This window comes from Antiquaquibacter soli, assembly GCF_030580675.1.
Taxonomy (GTDB): domain Bacteria; phylum Actinomycetota; class Actinomycetes; order Actinomycetales; family Microbacteriaceae; genus Rhodoglobus; species Rhodoglobus soli.
This window is the reverse complement of sequence record NZ_JAUQUB010000003.1, coordinates 207,030-223,518: the sequence shown is the minus strand read 5'-3', so window position 1 is coordinate 223,518 and position 16,489 is coordinate 207,030. Positions and strand designations below refer to the sequence as shown.

General features: G+C 67.4%; 17 protein-coding genes. 8 read left to right on the top strand and 9 right to left on the bottom strand.

The genetic code is table 11. The features are described 5' to 3' along the window. From gnd to dnaA, 3 genes are all read right to left on the bottom strand, one after another. Complete coding sequence (gene gnd / locus Q5716_RS13150; protein WP_305003639.1) at window positions 1-933, bottom strand: phosphogluconate dehydrogenase (NAD(+)-dependent, decarboxylating); 933 nt, start codon at window positions 931-933, stop codon at window positions 1-3. After that, window positions 930-2,075, bottom strand: a complete 1,146-nt coding sequence (dnaN, locus tag Q5716_RS13145) for a DNA polymerase III subunit beta (protein ID WP_305003604.1) — start codon at window positions 2,073-2,075, stop codon at window positions 930-932. The genes gnd and dnaN overlap by 4 nt, the downstream gene beginning before the upstream one ends. A 329-nt stretch (window positions 2,076-2,404) precedes the next feature. Beyond that, entirely contained in the window at window positions 2,405-3,811 is a 1,407-nt protein-coding gene (dnaA, locus tag Q5716_RS13140) for a chromosomal replication initiator protein DnaA (protein WP_305003603.1), read from the bottom strand. Between the two features lie 279 nt (window positions 3,812-4,090). On the opposite strand from dnaA, the gene rpmH reads away from it, so the two are divergent. From rpmH to Q5716_RS13100, 8 genes are all read left to right on the top strand, one after another. Beyond that, window positions 4,091-4,228 carry a 50S ribosomal protein L34 gene (gene rpmH / locus Q5716_RS13135; RefSeq protein WP_096382907.1) on the top strand — a complete coding sequence of 46 codons (138 nt, stop codon included), beginning with the start codon at window positions 4,091-4,093 and terminating at the stop codon, window positions 4,226-4,228. 8 nt (window positions 4,229-4,236) lie between these two features. Next, window positions 4,237-4,578, top strand: a complete 342-nt coding sequence (gene rnpA / locus Q5716_RS13130) for a ribonuclease P protein component (protein ID WP_305003602.1) — start codon at window positions 4,237-4,239, stop codon at window positions 4,576-4,578. Continuing rightward, window positions 4,575-4,886, top strand: a complete 312-nt coding sequence (gene yidD, locus Q5716_RS13125) for a membrane protein insertion efficiency factor YidD (protein ID WP_305003601.1) — start codon at window positions 4,575-4,577, stop codon at window positions 4,884-4,886. Before rnpA ends, yidD begins: the two co-directional genes overlap by 4 nt. A 17-nt stretch (window positions 4,887-4,903) precedes the next feature. Next, window positions 4,904-5,857, top strand: a complete 954-nt coding sequence (gene yidC, locus Q5716_RS13120) for a membrane protein insertase YidC (protein ID WP_434056618.1) — start codon at window positions 4,904-4,906, stop codon at window positions 5,855-5,857. Then, window positions 5,854-6,384 carry a Jag family protein gene (locus Q5716_RS13115; RefSeq protein ID WP_434056617.1) on the top strand — a complete coding sequence of 177 codons (531 nt, stop codon included), beginning with the start codon at window positions 5,854-5,856 and terminating at the stop codon, window positions 6,382-6,384. The genes yidC and Q5716_RS13115 overlap by 4 nt, the downstream gene beginning before the upstream one ends. A 343-nt stretch (window positions 6,385-6,727) precedes the next feature. Then, window positions 6,728-7,354 carry a 16S rRNA (guanine(527)-N(7))-methyltransferase RsmG gene (gene rsmG / locus Q5716_RS13110; protein ID WP_305003637.1) on the top strand — a complete coding sequence of 209 codons (627 nt, stop codon included), beginning with the start codon at window positions 6,728-6,730 and terminating at the stop codon, window positions 7,352-7,354. Between the two features lie 54 nt (window positions 7,355-7,408). Further along, window positions 7,409-8,326 (top strand): ParA family protein, encoded by a 918-nt coding sequence (locus Q5716_RS13105; RefSeq protein WP_305003599.1) that lies wholly within the window; start codon window positions 7,409-7,411, stop codon window positions 8,324-8,326. Continuing rightward, on the top strand, window positions 8,326-9,285 hold the full coding sequence (locus tag Q5716_RS13100) for a ParB/RepB/Spo0J family partition protein (RefSeq protein WP_305003598.1): 960 nt from the start codon (window positions 8,326-8,328) through the stop codon (window positions 9,283-9,285). The genes Q5716_RS13105 and Q5716_RS13100 overlap by 1 nt, the downstream gene beginning before the upstream one ends. Window positions 9,286-9,338: 53 nt before the next feature. Here the strand turns inward: Q5716_RS13100 and Q5716_RS13095 are convergent, their stop codons facing one another. The 6 genes from Q5716_RS13095 to Q5716_RS13070 all read right to left on the bottom strand — a co-directional run bounded on the left by Q5716_RS13095 (window position 9,339) and on the right by Q5716_RS13070 (window position 16,390). Further along, window positions 9,339-10,292 carry a D-alanine--D-alanine ligase family protein gene (locus Q5716_RS13095; RefSeq protein ID WP_305003597.1) on the bottom strand — a complete coding sequence of 318 codons (954 nt, stop codon included), beginning with the start codon at window positions 10,290-10,292 and terminating at the stop codon, window positions 9,339-9,341. Between the two features lie 6 nt (window positions 10,293-10,298). Further along, window positions 10,299-11,603, bottom strand: coding sequence for an aminotransferase-like domain-containing protein (locus tag Q5716_RS13090; protein ID WP_305003596.1), 1,305 nt, complete (start codon window positions 11,601-11,603; stop codon window positions 10,299-10,301). 97 nt (window positions 11,604-11,700) lie between these two features. After that, window positions 11,701-12,027, bottom strand: coding sequence for a thioredoxin (trxA, locus tag Q5716_RS13085; protein WP_305003595.1), 327 nt, complete (start codon window positions 12,025-12,027; stop codon window positions 11,701-11,703). A 31-nt stretch (window positions 12,028-12,058) separates the two neighbouring features. After that, window positions 12,059-13,024 carry a thioredoxin-disulfide reductase gene (gene trxB, locus Q5716_RS13080; protein WP_305003594.1) on the bottom strand — a complete coding sequence of 322 codons (966 nt, stop codon included), beginning with the start codon at window positions 13,022-13,024 and terminating at the stop codon, window positions 12,059-12,061. A gap of 53 nt (window positions 13,025-13,077) precedes the next feature. Further along, entirely contained in the window at window positions 13,078-14,709 is a 1,632-nt protein-coding gene (gene murJ, locus Q5716_RS13075) for a murein biosynthesis integral membrane protein MurJ (protein ID WP_305003593.1), read from the bottom strand. After that, window positions 14,702-16,390, bottom strand: coding sequence for a DUF6049 family protein (locus tag Q5716_RS13070; RefSeq protein WP_305003592.1), 1,689 nt, complete (start codon window positions 16,388-16,390; stop codon window positions 14,702-14,704). The genes murJ and Q5716_RS13070 overlap by 8 nt, the downstream gene beginning before the upstream one ends. Between the last annotated feature and the right edge of the window lie 99 nt (window positions 16,391-16,489).

The following is a 16,489-nucleotide window of genomic DNA, read 5'->3' as shown; positions in this document are numbered from 1 at the left end:
TCAGCTCTGGCGGACGGCGTGCCCACCAAACTGGTTGCGCAGCGCGGCAACGGCCTTCATCGCGGGAGAGTCCTTCTGGCGCGAGACGAATCGCGCGAAGATCGCGGCGCTGATCGTCGGCACCGGAACCGCGCGGTCGAGCGCGTCGTGCACGGTCCACCGGCCTTCGCCCGAGTCCTCGACATAGCCGGCGATCTTCTCGAAGTCCGGGTCCTCCTCGAGCGCCTTCACGAGCAGGTCGAGGAGCCACGAGCGCACGACGGTTCCGCGCTGCCACGCCTTGAACGAGCCGGTGACGTCGTGCACGAGGTCGCTCCGGCTCTCGAGGAGCTCGTACCCTTCGGCCCACGCCTGCATGAGCGCGTACTCGATACCGTTATGAACCATCTTCACATAGTGGCCGGCGCCCGTGGGCCCCGCGTGCACGAAGCCCTCCTCGCGCGGACCCTCCGGACGCAGCGCATCGAAGATCGGCATGGCGAGCTCGACGTCGGCCGCGTCGCCACCGGCCATCAGGCCGTAGCCGTTCTTGAGACCCCAGATGCCGCCGGAGACTCCGACATCGACGAACTTGATGCCCTTCGTCGCGAGGAACTCGGCGTGCACGGCGTCATCCGTGAACCGGCTGTTGCCGCCGTCGATCACGAGGTCGCCGGGGCTCAGCACCTCCGCGACGTTGTGGATCACGTCGTCGGTGATCTTGCCCGACGGCACCATCACCCAGACCACGCGGGGAGCGGGAAGGGCGGCGGCGAGGTCGGCGAGGGATGCCACGTCCGTGACATCCGGGTTCGGGTCGTAGCCCGTGACCGTCAGTCCCTTCTCGCGGAGGCGGGCACGCATGTTGTTGCCCATCTTGCCGAGACCGATGATGCCGAGGTGCATGGTGGTGGCGCTCCTTGCGGTGGTGGTGGATGCCCGGTCGCGCGTCAGCGCAGCAGCAGGTTGGGCTGCAGGAGGTACTTGTAGTTGTCGGCGCCGGGCTGGTCCTTCGACGACTGGCTCGTGATGAGAACCGGTCCCGGCTTGTTGGGGTTCTCGGTCTTCGTGAAGGAGATCCGCACGAACTCCGAGTGGACCGAGCTCAAGCCGTCGAGCAGGAACTGCGGCTTGAGCGAGACGACCGTGTCGGATCCGGTGAGGAACGCGTCGATCGACTCGGATGCCTGCGCCTGCTCGGAGCCGATCGCCTCGAGCGTGAGCCCCTCGAGGCTGAAGCTGAATCGCAGCGCCGCCTCGCGCTCGAGCACGAGCGACACGCGGCGCACCGACTCGATGAGCTCGGCGGTGTTGAGCACGGCGTAGTTGTCGACGGTTTCGGGGAAGAGTCGCTTCACCGGCGGGAAGTTGCCCTTGATGAGGAGCGACGTGACGGTCTTGTTGTCCGCGTGGAACGCGATGAGCTCGCGGTCGTCGGTGTTGGTGATCGCGACCGAGATCGTGCCCGAGTGGCCGAACGTCTTGCCGATCTCGGTGAGGGTGCGCGCCGGAACGAGGGCCGTGGCCTGGTCGATGCCGGAGGTCGCGGCATCCCACTCGATCTCGCGCACCGCGACGCGGTAGCGGTCGGTGGCGACGAGGGAGATGTTGTTCTCCGAGACCTCGAGCTGCACACCGGTGATGACGGGGGTGACGTCGTCGCGCGAGGCGGCGACCGCGACCTGAGCGATCGCTGCGGCGAAGTCCTCGGCCTTGACGACGCCCGCGTTCTCGGACACCTCCGGAAGAGTCGGGTACTCCTCGACCGGCATGCTCAGGAGGGTGAAGTTCGCGGAGCCGCAGCTGACGACGATGCGGCCCTCGTCGGTCGTGAAGGTGACCGGCGCGTTGGGGAGTCGGCTCGCGATGTCGGCGAGCAGTCGACCCGAGACGAGCACGGTTCCGGCCTCGTCGACCTGGGCAGCGATCTGGGTTCGCGCCGAGACCTCGTAGTCGAAGGACGACAGGGTCAACCCTTGGTCGCCGGCCTCGATGAGCACACCGCTGAGGATCGGCAGGGTCGTGCGCTGGGGAAGGAGCTTGACGGCGAACGAGACGGCCTCGCTGAAGACGTCGCGATTGACCTGGAACTTCACGAAGCACCCCTTCACCCGATGTGTGGTCTGGGCGTTAATACTGGCACAGGCCGTCCGGGCGCGGACCCCTCAGGGTTATCCCCTGGATCTCTGTGAAATTTAAAGGACAACATTCTTAACCGTTGTGGAGATTGTGAGTAACCCCGCGGAGGCGGCGCGGGAACTGGAAACTACACCGTTGTGAGTTGTGAGCGGCTGGTGGCATCCGATGAGGACAAATCGAGCCGCTGAGAGTGAAGTCGATTCGATTTCCACAGGAAGCGGATTTTCATCAACAGCCGCCGTGGCGTGTCTCCACAGTTACTCACACGTTGTCCACAGTGTGAAAACTACGGGCGGTTGTTCTGCTTGATTCGACTCGTGAGCTCGGTGACCTGGTTGTAGATCGAGCGGCGCTCCTTCATCAGCTCCGTGATCTTCTTGTTCGCGTACATCACCGTCGTGTGGTCGCGGTTGCCGAACAGCTGGCCGATCTTCGGCAGGGACAGGTTCGTCATCTCACGGCAGAGGTACATTGCGATCTGCCGGGCTGTCGCGACGGCCTGCGACCGGGACGAGCCGTACAGGTCGTCGACCGTGAGCTTGAAGTACTCCGCCGTGTGATTGATGATGTCGACCGGCGCGATCACGTTGTCATCGTCGAGCGTGATGAGGTCCTTCAGCACCGTCTGCACGAGAGCGAGATCGACGGGCTGACGGTTGAGGTTGGCGAACGCGGTGACGCGGATGAGCGTGCCCTCGAGTTCCCGGATGTTCGACGAGACCTTCGAGGCCATGTACTCGAGGATCTCTGGCGAGACCTGGAGCTTCTCGCTCTGCGCCTTCTTGCGGAGGATCGCGATACGGGTCTCCAGGTCGGGCGCCTGCACGTCGGTGATGAGTCCCCACTCGAAGCGGGAGCGCATGCGGTCCTCGAAGCCGGTGAGGTGCTTCGGGGGCAGGTCGCTCGTGATGACCACCTGCTTGTTGTGGTCGTGGAGCGTGTTGAACGTGTGGAAGAAGGCCTCCTGCGTCGAGTCCTTGCCCTGGAGGAACTGGATGTCGTCGATCAGCAGGATGTCGATCTCGCGATAGCGGGACTGGAACACGGATGCGCGGTTGTTCGCGATCGAGTTGATGAAGTCGTTCGTGAACTCCTCGGAGCTCACATAGCGGACCCGGATGCCCGGATAGAGGCTCTCGGCGTAGTGGCCGATCGCGTGCAGGAGGTGGGTCTTGCCGAGGCCGGACTCGCCGTAGATGAACAACGGGTTGTACGCCTTGGCCGGCGCCTCGGCGACGGCGACGGCGGCGGCGTGGGCGAAGCGGTTCGAGCCGCCGATGACGAAGTTGTCGAAGCTGTACTTCGGGTTGAGGCGCGAGTCGCCGCGGCGGCCCGCGCTCACGGTGTCGGCGGTGATCGCCGGCTCGATGTACTGCTGCTGCTCGGGAGCATCCTGCGGCTGTTCGAGTACGTCGGGCTGGATGTCGGGGTTCACGACGATGGCGAAGTTCGATACCTCTTCGTCGTCGCTCAATCCGGAGATCGCGTTGAGAAGGGGAAGGCGGATGCGCTGCTCCAGCATCCCGCGGGTGAGCTCGTTCGGTACCTCGAGGTAGAGGGTGCCCGCCATGACCCCCTTGGGCTCCACGAGGGAGATGAATCCGAGCAGCTGCGGGGTGATGCGTTCGTCGGCGGTGAGGCGCGAGAGCACCGACTGCCAGATCTCGTGAGTCGAGTCCGGAGCATCCGCCATGGTGAAGTCCACATCCCTAGCTGTTGTTATTCACACGGTTATCCACCGAGCAGGGGCTGCGATTGCCCCGAGTTTTAAGGCCTCTGGCCTGCCGAACGGCTGGCATTTACCTTAGTTGTCCACAGCATGTCGTTACCAACCCCAGTTATCCCGATGTGGATAATGCCGGGGATAGTTTGACCGCGCCGGATTAACCCCGTACTTTTAATCAGTTGACTTCCGGCCGTCGCACGGCCTTCCCTTCTTCCGGCCTCGCAGTCGGGCTTTGGAGATACGACTATGAGCAAGAGAACCTTCCAGCCGAACAACCGCCGTCGCGCCAAGGTGCACGGTTTCCGCCTTCGCATGCGTACCCGCGCCGGCCGCGCCATCCTCGCCGCCCGCCGCCGCAAGGGCCGCTCCGAACTCTCCGCGTAGCGCGACCGGTGCTCGCCCAGGCCAATCGGGTCGTGAGACCCGGTGACTTCCGCACTGCCGTGCGCAAGGGCCGACGGGTGAGCACTCCGCACACGACCATTCACGTGCTGGTGACGAGCGAGTCTCGTCCCAGCCGTTTTGGTTTCATCGTCACGAAAGCGGTGGGCGGAGCCGTCGTGCGGAACACGGTGCGTCGCCGACTGCGAGCGGTGTGCCGGGACATCCTCGATACCGTTCCCGACGGCACCGACGTGGTCATCAGAGCATTGCCAGCATCCGCCGATGCGGCCTGGGCTACCCTTCACTCAGAAGTAGCCGACGGGCTCGGCTCGGTGGTGAGGAGATCATGACGCGCGCGCTCGCCTTCGTCGTGCTTCTCCCCCGCAACGTCTGCGTGGCGATCCTCACCGTCTACCGCGCGGTCATCTCGCCGCTCTACGGCGACGTGTGCCGCTACTACCCGTCGTGTTCCCACTACACGCTTCAAGCCATCCAGCAGCACGGTGTCGTGCGCGGGGTCTGGCTCGGAACCCGCCGCATCGCGCGGTGCCACCCCTGGGCCGAAGGGGGCGTCGACGACGTTCCCGCTCGAACCCATGACCGCTACCGGGTCACACGATCCGGCTTCGTCGTCGCGTCCAGCCACGGAAAGGGCTAACTCGCACCATGGATATCCTGTCCTTCTTCGGCACACTGCTGTGGCCCATCAAGTGGGTGATCGAAGCGATCCTCGTGGCGTTCCACACGCTGCTGACGTCGGTCGGCCTCGACCCCGCGGCGGGCATCACCTGGGTGCTGTCCATCGTCGGCCTCGTGCTCGTCGTGCGCGCCGCCCTCATCCCGATCTTCGTCCGGCAGATCAAGAGCCAGCGACGGATGCTCGAGGTCGCGCCGCAGCTCAAGAAGATCCAGGACAAGTACAAGGGCAAGAAGGACCAGTTCTCGCGAGAGGCCATGTCCCGCGAGACGATGGAGCTCTACCGCAAGACCGGCACGAACCCGCTGAGCTCGTGCCTTCCCCTGCTCCTGCAGATGCCGATCTTCTTCGGCCTCTTCTCGGTGCTCAACGATGCTCAGCACAGCAAGGTGGGCGTGGGTCTGCTGAACGAGCAGCTGTCGTCGCAGTTCGCCAACGCTGAGATCCTCGGTGCTCCCCTCCGTCTGGCGATCAGCACGGCCGACGGCAACGCGACGGTCATCATCATCGCGGCCGTCATGGTCGTGCTCATGACCGCGTCGCAGTTCATCACGCAGCTGCAGATCATGTCGAAGAACCAGTCGGCCGAGATGAAGGCCAGCCCGATGTACCGCCAGCAGCGCATCCTGCTCTACCTGCTGCCGCTCGTGTTCGCCTTCTCCGGCTTCACCTTCCCGCTCGGCGTCATGACGTACTGGCTGGTGTCGAACTTCTGGACGATGGGTCAGCAGTTCCTCGTCATCCGCAACATGCCGACTCCGGGGAGCGAGGCGGCCCTCGCACGCGAGGCGCGACTCGCCAAGCGCAACCAGCGCAAGGGCATCGTCGAGGAGGACAAGACGGGCGGCACGGTCGTCGTGGAGGAGCCCAAGAACGTGCAGCGCCAACAGCCCCTGAGCAAGAACCGAGCCAAGAAGCAGAACAAGAAGTGAGCGACGTGACCGACACCCCCACGACCGAGGCAGTCCTGCCCGAGACCGAGTCCACCGAGGACGCACCCACCACGAGCCAGCTCGAGGAAGAGGGCGACATCGCCGCGGACTACATCGAGGAGCTCCTCGACATCGCCGACCTGGATGGCGACATCGAGATCGACGCTCGCGGTGGGCGCGCGTACCTTTCCGTGACCTCGAGCGAGAGCGACAGTCTTCGTGTTCTGTCCAAGCCGGACACCGTGGGCGCCTTGCAGGAGCTCACCCGCATCGCGGTCCAGACGAAGACCGGTTCGTTCTCGCGCCTCATTCTCGACATCGGTGGCTCGCGGGATGCCCGCGCCGCCGAATTGGCAGCGCTCGTCGATCGCGCGGTCGAGCGCATCGAAGCCGGTGCAGCGTCGGCCGCACTTCCCCCGATGTCCTCGTACGAGCGCAAACTCGTGCACGACATCGTGTCCGAGCGCGGGTTCACGTCGGAGTCCGAGGGCGAGGGCAAGGACCGGCACACGGTAATCACCCGCTAGGGCGGATGTTTCCAGAAGGCCCCGGTACAGCTTCGGCTGGCCGGGGCCTTCGATGTTTCACGTGAAACATCGGTGCCGCCGGCGGTGCTCTCGTCGGGAGCCCCGGCGACCGCGCGCCATGACCCTGCCCATCGCGGCGTGCTGACGATCGAAGCGGACACCCCGTCGCCGCCGATGTTTCACGTGAAACATCCGACACAGACCGACCACGCGAGAGCGACAACGAGCACGGGAGCAATATCCGTCTCTCTCCCGCCTGGGCTTTTGGAGCGCGCTCCTCTCCCCTGCGATGTTTCACGTGAAACATTCGCCCGCTCGTCGAGCATGGAACGATAGAGCGGTGATCGATGCGTTAGAGCCTGAACCCGAGATCGCCGCATCCCTCTTCGGCGACCGAATCGACCTGGCCCGGGCCTACACGTCCGACCTCGCCCGTCGCGGCGAGGAGCTCGGACTCATCGGTCCTCTCGAGCTTCCGCGGCTCTGGACGCGGCACATCGTCAACTGTGCGCTGCCCGCTCCCCTGCTGCCCTCTGGGCGAGTCGGGGATGTCGGGAGCGGAGCCGGCCTGCCGGGGCTCGTCCTCGCGATCGCTCGGCCGGATGCTCACCTCGTTCTCATCGAGCCGATGGAGCGCCGCACCGAGTGGTTGACACACGAGTCCGCAGAGCTCGGCCTGGACAACGTCACCGTGGTCCGGGCCCGCGCGGAGGAAGCTCGCCTGGATGCTCCTCTCGACCAGATCACAGCGCGTGCCGTCACCGCGCTGAGCAAGCTCATCCCTCTCACGATCCCGCTCGTTCGCTCGGGCGGCGAGCTCCTCTTCATGAAGGGTGAACGCGTGCACGACGAGATCGAGGCGGCGCAGAAAGCCATCCGGAAGGCGCACTTGTCGAACGTCGAGGTCGTCGTCCTCGGCGAGGGGATAACCCCGGAGCTGACCCGGGTGTTTCGGGCTACAGTGGACTGACCGTACGACCGACTCCCCGAGGGCCGCACTGCCCCGGCACCCCAAAGGTTTTCTGTGACTCAAGCCGACGGCGGCAACGCCGATTCCACCACGACGTTCGACGCCTCGACGCCGCTCGCGCGGGAGCTCGCCGAGATCACCCGTCGGCGCCAGGCCCTCGCGTCCGAGAAGCTCCCCCTCCCCGATCGCACGCGTGTCTTCACCGTCGCCAACCAGAAGGGCGGCGTGGGCAAGACCACCACTACGGTGAACCTCGCCGCGGCCCTCGCGCGGGCCGGCGCACGAGTCCTGGTGATCGATCTGGATCCGCAGGGCAACGCATCGACCGCCCTCGGCGTGGAGCACCGTTCGGAGACCGTGAGCGTCTACGACGTCATCATCAACGACGAGCCGATGGCCGCCGTGGTTCAGAAGAGCCCCGAGTTCGACGACTTGTACTGCGTTCCCGCCACCATCCACCTCGCGGGCGCCGAGATCGAGCTCGTGTCCCTCGTGGCCCGCGAGCAGCGGCTGCGTACCGCGCTCGAGTCCTTCCTCAGCGAGTCGCCCGACCCGTTCCACTACGTCTTCATCGACTGCCCGCCGTCTCTCGGGCTCCTCACGATCAACGCGTTCGTGGCGGCTCAGGAGGTCCTCATCCCGATCCAGTGCGAGTACTACGCGCTCGAGGGACTGAGCCAGCTGCTCAACAACATCCAGCTGATCGAGCGGCACCTCAACCCGCGGCTCTCGGTCTCCACGATCCTTCTGACGATGTACGACTCCCGCACCAACCTCGCCAACCAGGTGGTGCAGGATGTGCGCGACCACTTCCCCGAGCAGGTTCTCGACACGGTCATCCCGCGCTCCGTGCGCATCTCCGAGGCGCCGAGCTACGGGCAGAGCGTCATCAGCTACGACGCCAACTCCCCCGGCTCCCTCTCCTACCTCGAGGCGGCCGCCGAGATCGCACGACGAGGAGCCCCGCAGTAATGGCCGCACCCAAACGAACCGGACTCGGTCGGGGAATCGGCGCCCTCATCCCCGCCGGCGACGACTCGAGCACGCAGCGGCCGGTCGACGTGTTCTTCCCCGGCGGCGCCGCGGACAAGACCGCTCTTCTCGCGGTACCCGGCGCGCGCCTCGCCAACCTCGATCCGGCCGACATCGTGCCCAACGCGGTGCAGCCGCGCACGGAGTTCCGTCAGGAAGAGCTCGACGAGCTCATCGTCTCCATCCGCGAGATCGGTGTCCTCCAGCCCATCGTCGTGCGCCCCCTCGCCGGGGCCCAGGACGGCGGTCCGCAGTACGAGCTCATCATGGGCGAGCGTCGACTGCGCGCGACGAAGGCACTCGGCCTCTCGAGCATCCCCGCGGTCATCAAGAACACGGCCGACGAGGACATGCTGCGGGATGCCCTGCTCGAGAACCTCCACCGCGCGAACCTCAACCCGCTCGAAGAGGCGTCTGCCTACCAGCAGCTCCTTGCCGACTTCGGGATCACTCAGGAGCAACTGGCTGAGCGCATCGGCCGGTCGCGCCCGCAGATCACGAACACCCTCCGCCTGTTGAAGCTCCCCGCCGGGGTGCAGAAGCGCGTCGCGGCAGGAGTGCTCAGCGCGGGCCACGCCCGAGCCATCCTGTCCGCGGGCGATGCGGCGGCCATGGAGAAGCTCGCCGACAAGATCGTCAACGAGGACCTATCGGTGCGCGCGGCCGAGGTCGCGGCAGGTCAGGGATCCGGCAAGTCGGCGAAGCCCGCCAAGCCGGTCGCCGGCAAGCGCCAGGGCCAGCTCGACGAGATCGCGGAGCAGCTCGGCGACCGCCTCGACACCCGGGTGAAGGTGAGTCTCGGCTCGAGCAAGGGTCAGATCGTGATCGAGTTCGCGACGGTCGCGGACCTGAACCGCATTCTCGGCGAGCTCGGGCAGCCGGGGTTCTCGAAGAAGTAACGCGGGTGTTCCCGGGGAACGGCGCCCGCTGAGGTTCTCGAAGCGAGCGGGTGCTACCCGTGCGCCTCGGCGATCGCCGCTTCGGCCAACGCGGAGTACACCCACCCGAGGTCGTGGCCCGCGGCCTCCAGCGCCTGGGGCAGGATGGATGTCTCGGTGAGGCCCGGCAGCACGTTCGCCTCGAGGAACCACGGCGTGCCGGCTCCGTCGACGATGAGGTCGACCCGCGACAGGTGACGCAGCCCCAGGGCCGTGTGCGCGGTGAGGGCGGTCTCGGCGGCTCGAGCGGCGACCTCCTCGGAGATGCGCGCGGGAACGTAGAACCGGGTCTCCCCCGCGTTGTACCGCGCCTCGAAGCTGTACACGCCCGAGAGCGGCTCGATCTCGACCGCGGGCAGGGCCACGGGCCCGGCGCCGCTGTCGATGACACCCACGGCGATCTCCGTCCCCGTGATCTTCTGCTCGATGAGTGCAACGTCGCAGTAGGTGTACGCATCGACCATCGCGCGAGGCAGCAGGGAACGGTCATCCACCATCGTCACGCCCTGTGCGGAGCCGCCCTGCGCGGGCTTGACGACGAGCGGGCCGGAGAACTCGTCGGCGATCTCCTCGAGGATGCCGTTCGCCCCGAGTTCGCGGAATGCGTCTCGAGGAAGCGTGATCGAGGCGGGAGTGCGCACCCCCGCGCGGCCGACCACTGTCTTGGCGGTCGGCTTGTCCCAGGCCAGTCGGGATGCCTCGGCTCGCGACCCCACGTACGGAACGCCGATGAAGTCCAGGAGGCCGCGGAGCGCGCCGTCTTCGCCGCTGGCGCCGTGGAGCGCGGGCCACACGACGTCCGGGCGGCTCTCGCGCAGGTAGTGCAGGAGCGTCGCATCCGGGTCCCGCAGCTCGACGTCGATGCCGTGTTCGAGAAGGCTGTCCGCCACACGGCGGCCGGAGCGCAGCGAGACATCCCGTTCGTGGGAGATGCCGCCGGCGAGTACGAGGATGCGCGGAGAGGCCATGGGTCCTTAGCCGAGGTTGGCGGGCGGGCTGATGATCTTCTCCGTGGGGCGCACGGTCTCGAGCGGCCCGGTCTGGGAGAAGGTGCTGAGGAGCTCGAGCTCCCCGTTGACGACGGTGGAGAGGCGGCGGATGCCCTCGCGGATGAACTCCGGCGTGGGGTAGCAGAACGACAGCCGGAGTGCCGTGCGCCCCGAGCCATCCGCGAAGAAGGCGGTGCCGGGCGTGTACGCGACGAGTTCCTTGACCGCGCGCGGGAGCATCGACTTCGAGTCGAGGTTCTCGGGCAGGGTGACCCACACGTAGAACCCACCGTTGGGGTTGGTCCAGGAGAGGTCGGGGAGGTAGTCGTCGAGGGCGGTGAGCATGGCATCCCGCCGCTCGCGGTAGACGCCGCGGAAGGTGTCGATCTGGCCACGCCAGTCGGCGGCGGAGAGATACTCGCTCACGAGGCCCTGCGTGAAGGAGCTGGGCGAGAGCACGGCGGCCTCATTCGCCAAGATGAGTTTCTCTCGGATAGCGTGGGGGGCGAGCGCCCATCCCAGTCGGAATCCGGGAGCGAGGGTCTTGGAGAACGTCCCGAGGTAGATGACCCCGTCCTCCTCGACCGACCGCATCGCGTGCGGCGCAGGCTGGTCGAAGTACAGCAGTCCGTACGGGTTGTCCTCGAGGACGAGGATGCCGTGAGCCCGGCAGATCTCGAGCACGCGCACCCGGCGCTCCCAGGACATCGTCACGCCCGAGGGGTTGCCGAAGGTCGGCACCGTGTACAGGAACTTGATCGTGCGCCCCTCCGCCTTGAGGGCGAGGATGCGCTCCTCCAGCGCCTCGGGGACGAGCCCGAACTCGTCGATCACGACGTGGCTCACCGTTGCCTGGTACGACTTGAAGACCGTGAGGGCGGTGACGTAGCTCGGAGCCTCCGCGATGACGACGTCGCCGGGGTTGATGAAGAGCTTCGTGACCAGCTCGAGGGCGTGCTGCGAGCCGGTCGTCACCACGACGTCGTCAACGCTGCCACGGATTCCCTCGAGCGCCATCACATCGAGGATGTGCTCGCGGAGGGCGGGCATCCCCTGACCCGATCCGTACTGGAGCGCCATGGGGCCGAAGTCGCGCATCGTGCGCTCGAAGGCGCCCGCGATGAGATCCTGCGGCAGCGCGGAGACGAACGGCATGCCGCCGGCGAGCGAAACCACCTCGGGGCGGGAGGCGACCGCGAAGAGGGCTCGGACCTCCGACGCGGCGAGTCCCGCCGTGCGATCGGCGTAGTGGGAGTACCACGGGTCGAGATTGGTGCCCTGATTCGTCATGCGCTGTCCTCTTCAGTCGCGAAGCTCTAAGAATAGCCAGCTAAACGCAGAAAGCCCCGCCCCCTAGAAGGGGACGGGGCCAGAGTCTGCGGATTGGTTATGCCAGGAACTCCGCGAGGTCGGCCTCGAGGGCCGGCTTGGGCTTGGCGCCGATGACGGTCTTGACGACCTCGCCGCCGCGGAAGACCTTCATCGCCGGGATGGAGGTGATCTGGTACTTCATCGCCATCTGCGGGTTGTCGTCGACGTTGAGCTTGACGATCTTGATCTTGTCGGAGTTCTCCTGCGCGATCTGGTCGAGGATCGGGGAGACCGCGCGACACGGGCCGCACCACTCCGCCCAGAAGTCGACCATGATGGTGTCGGGCGAGTTGAGAACCTCGTCCGCGAACGTGGCGTCGGTGACGTCCTTGGCGTTAGACATTGCTTTCCTTCTCTCTGTGGTCTGGATGGTCTCAGACGGCGGCCGGCTCGGCGGTGGCGCGGGCCAGCGTCTCCTTGGGGAGCGCCGCGAGGTAGTGCTCGGCGTCGAGGGCCGCGACCGTGCCGGAGCCGGCGGCGGTCACCGCCTGACGGTAGGTGGGGTCGATCACGTCGCCCGCGGCGAAGACGCCCGGGATGTTCGTGCGCGACGAGCGGCCGTCGACCTTGACCGTGCCGTCCGGGTTGAGCTCGAGCTGGCCGTGCACGAGGTGCGTGCGGGGGTCGGCGCCGATCGCCACGAACAGTCCGCTCAGGTCGATCGTGCGCTCCGAGCCATCCACCGTATTGACGATGCCGATGCCGGTGACGAGCTCGTCGCCGTAGATGTGCTTGACCTCGTTGTTCCAGAGGAACTCGATCTTCGGGTCGGCGAAGGCGCGCTCCTGCATCGCCTTCGAGGCGCGCAGCTCGTCCTTGCGGTGCACGACGTAGACCTTGTCGGCGAACTTCGTGAGGAAGGTCGCCTCCTCCATCGCCGAGTCGCCGCCTCCCACGACCGCGATCGTCTTCTGGCGGAAGAAGAACCCGTCGCACGTGGCACACCACGAGACCCCGTGGCCGCTCAGCCGCGTCTCGTCCTCGATGCCGAGCTTGCGGTACGCGGACCCCGTCGCGAAGATGACCGTGAGTGCCTCGTGCACGTCTCCGTTGCCGAGGTGCACGCGCTTGACGTCGCCCTCGAGCTCGAGCTTCACGACATCGTCGTAGACGACCTCGGTGCCGAACTTCTCGGCCTGGGCGAGCATCTGGGCCATGAGCTCCGGCCCCTGGATGCCCTCCGCGAAGCCCGGGTAGTTCTCCACCTCGGTGGTCTTCATGAGCTCTCCGCCTGCCTCGACGGAGCTCGCGATCAGCAGCGGCTTGAGGCTCGCCCGGGCAGCATAGATCGCTGCCGTGTACCCGGCAGGTCCCGATCCGATGATGATGACGTGGCGCATGTCGCCTGGCTCCCTCACTAGTCCCAGCCGGTACAACACATGGTAGCCGCCGGCTATTCCGTTGTTCGGCGCCCCAGGCGGGCGCGGATGGGTGCGGCGAACGACCGCAGCTCCGGGTTGCGGATGATCCACAGCACGCCGAAGTACACGACGGCCATCGCGAGCCCGGCCGCGATCATGGTCAGGATGCCCCCCACTCGCGACGACGAGCCGAATCCGCCGTCCGTATACGCCCCGAGAGCCCAGGTGACCGCGGCGCCGACGCCGCCCGCGAGCAGGGCGGACGCGAGGTACTGCACGAACCGGGTGCCGACGTGCCGGGCATCCAGGCCGCCGATGCGCGGACGCAGCAAGATCGCGTAGACGACCATCTGCAGCAGTGACGCGAGGCTCATGCACACGGCGATGCCGATCGCGATGACCGTGGTGGGAGCCATCGCGACGAGCAGCACGCCGACGACGAAGGTCGCGGAGTGCACGACCTGGAGGAAGAACACGGTGCGGGTGTCGTCGAGCGAGTAGAAGACCCGCTGCATGAGGAAGACGACGGTGAAGGGGATGAGGCCGAGCAGGTAGGCGACGATGACGGCCGCGAGGGCGGCGACATCCTCGAACCGGCCTCCGAAGACCGCGCTGAACGGGAACGACAGCACCGCGAGCCCGACCGTCGCGAAGACCATGATGAGGAGGATCGCGCGCAAGGCCGACGAGAGGTCGCTGCGCACGTCGTCGAGGCGGCCGTCGCGCGCGTGAGCGCTCATGCGCGTGAAGTACGCGGTCGTGATCGAGACCGTGACGATCGAGTGCGGCAGCATGAAGACGAGCCACGCATACTTGAGCACGCCGAGCGAGGCGCTCCCCGTCGCGAGGGTCGCGACGCGAGTCTCGACGATCGCCGCGAGCTGGGTGATGAGGATCATGCCGAAGACCCACGCCCCCGCGCTGCCGACACGGCCGAGCCCCACTCCTCTCCACCGGAAGTCGGGTCGGAAGGTGAGTCCCGCCCGCCGCCAGAAGAGTGTAAGCACGAGGGCTTGCGCCGCGATACCCAGCGTCGCGGTGCCACCGAGGAGCGCGATCATCCCGGGAGTCCAGGTCGACGCGTCGCGGTGCGCGGGGTCCGGCCCGAAGACGAGGATGAACACCCCGATGCCCGCGATGGCGATGACGTTGTTCAGCGCGGGTGCCCACGTGAACGGCCCGAACACGTTGCGGGCGTTGAGCACGTTACCGAGGAGGCTGTAGAGCGAGTAGAAGAAGATCTGCGGCAGGCACCAGTAGGAGAGGGCGACCGCGAGGGCGATGCCGCTCTCGGTGAATCCGCGCTCGCCCGACTGCGCGTAGAGGTCGACGAGGAGCGGCGAGGCGAGGGTCGCTGCAATCGTGACGAGCAGGAAGAGCACGACGCCGAGGGTGACGAGGCGGTTGATGAACTGCTGGCCGCCGTCCTCGTGGACGGCCGCGCGCACGATCTGCGGTACGAGCACGGCGCTGAGGAGGCCGCCGGCGATGAGCGCGTAGATGCTGTTCGGGATCTGCGTTGCGAGCGTGAATCCGTCGGCTGCCGCACCGATGTAGCCGATGGCGCCGGCGAGCACGATCGCGTTGACGAAGCCGAGCACCCGCGATACGAGGGTGCCGGAGGCGAGGAGCGCGCTTGCGCGACCCACTCCGCCGTCAGCCATCGGACTCCGGGGCCTCGGGGGCGGGGCCGCCGTCGGTTGCGCTCTCGGACTCGGCCGAGCGCGCGCGCCGCCGACGGAGGATGTTGCGCACGATTCCGATGCCGAACACGAGCACGACGATGCCGGCGATCACGAGCACGATGGGCGTCTCCCACCCTGCCTGCACATTGATCTCGGCGACGGCGGGAGCGCCGATCGCCACTCCGGCCGTGCTCGTGAGGGTGATGAGCACTTGCACGGTGCCGTTGGAGATCGCCTGCACCGGCACCTGCGCCCGCGCTTGGGCGTTCGGTTCGATCGTCACCGCGACGAGCGTGTCGGTGACCGCGAGCTGGGCGGTCTCCGGCCGCACGGTGACGTACACCGTCACGGACTGCCCGAGGTCGTTGCGCACCGGGATCGGCAGGGTCGCGCTGTCGGCGAGCAGGGTGAAGTTGCTGGTCGTGACGATCTGGACCGCCCCGAGCAGGTCGGTCGATGCCTCGAGGAACTCGTCCGTCGCCGTCTGCCAGCCTGTCGGGTTGTCCTCCCAGCCGGTCGCGAGGAGGCCGAGCAGGGCGAGCCGTCGGGGCGACGTGATCGTGGTCGGGTCCTCCACGATGGTCGCGAAGCGCTCCTCGGCGGCATCGGCCTGGAGCAGTCGAGCCACGACCGCGACCCGGTCGGCCGGTTGCGGGGAGTCGACGAGGGATGCTCCTCCCGTGGTCGACCCGGACGCCGCGGTGCTGAGCGGCACGAGGCTCACCGCCGCGTCGGACTCGAGCGCCGCGATCGTGGCCGCGACGCTGTTGCCGGTGAGTGGGACCGAACGGTCGAGGGAGGCGACCACGGCGGCCTGACCGTCCTGCACGGCGCCGGCTTGGGCGATCGCCGACCGCAGCGCGCCGAGGGCGGCGGGGAGGTCGTCGGGGATGAGCGTCGAGGCGGCCGCGTCGAGGGCCGCCGATACGGTGTCGTCGGTCACGATCGCGGAGGTGCCCGCCACGTCGACGGCGGGGCCGAGCCGGGCATCCCGCGACACGTTGCCGGACGACAGGATGACCGTGCCGAACCCGCTCGCCGCGAGCACGCCGAGGTCGCTCCCCACCACGGAGGCGGCGCGCGGCCACACGAGGTCGGGGAACGCGCTGTCCCACTCGAGCAGCTCGTCGCCCGTCGGGAGGGCGGGCATGTCGGGGTCGGCGGTCGGCTCCGCGGTGGGCTCGGCCGACGGCCCGAACAGCGTCGGATCGATGGCGAAGTCGAGCGACCGGGGGGCGAGCACCGCGCTACTGCCCGCCTGGGTGGCGAGGGTCACATCGGAGTCGGCGTACGGCAGCAGGAAGCTCTCGTTGGAGACGGCCTCGAGCCGGGCCAGCCACGCGCTCACCGGCTCGGACGCCGTCGAGCCGAGCAGTCGGATCGAGACGAGGATCATCGGGTCGATCGCGAGGGTCACCGGTCGGCCGGCGACGGCATCGAGCTGCCGGGTGAGCAGTCCCGTAGGGGAGGTGTACTGCTCGAGCAGATCGGCCGGGATGAGACCGGTCGAGCCGGGCGGGGCGACAATGGGGGCGATGATCGCGAGCTCCACGGGGCCGGGATCGGCGGCGCGGGCGGACGGTGCGACTGCGGTCGCGACGCTGACTCCCGCCGCGAGGAAAAGCGCCGCGGCACCCCGGAGTACTCGCGCGGCCAGCATGGCGAGAAGTCTATTCCGTCGGGCCTGGGAGGCGGCTCGGCCCGCGCCCGTCGCGCGGCGACCGGCGCCGGGGGCCAGCGGGAGGCGTGTGCCAAGCTT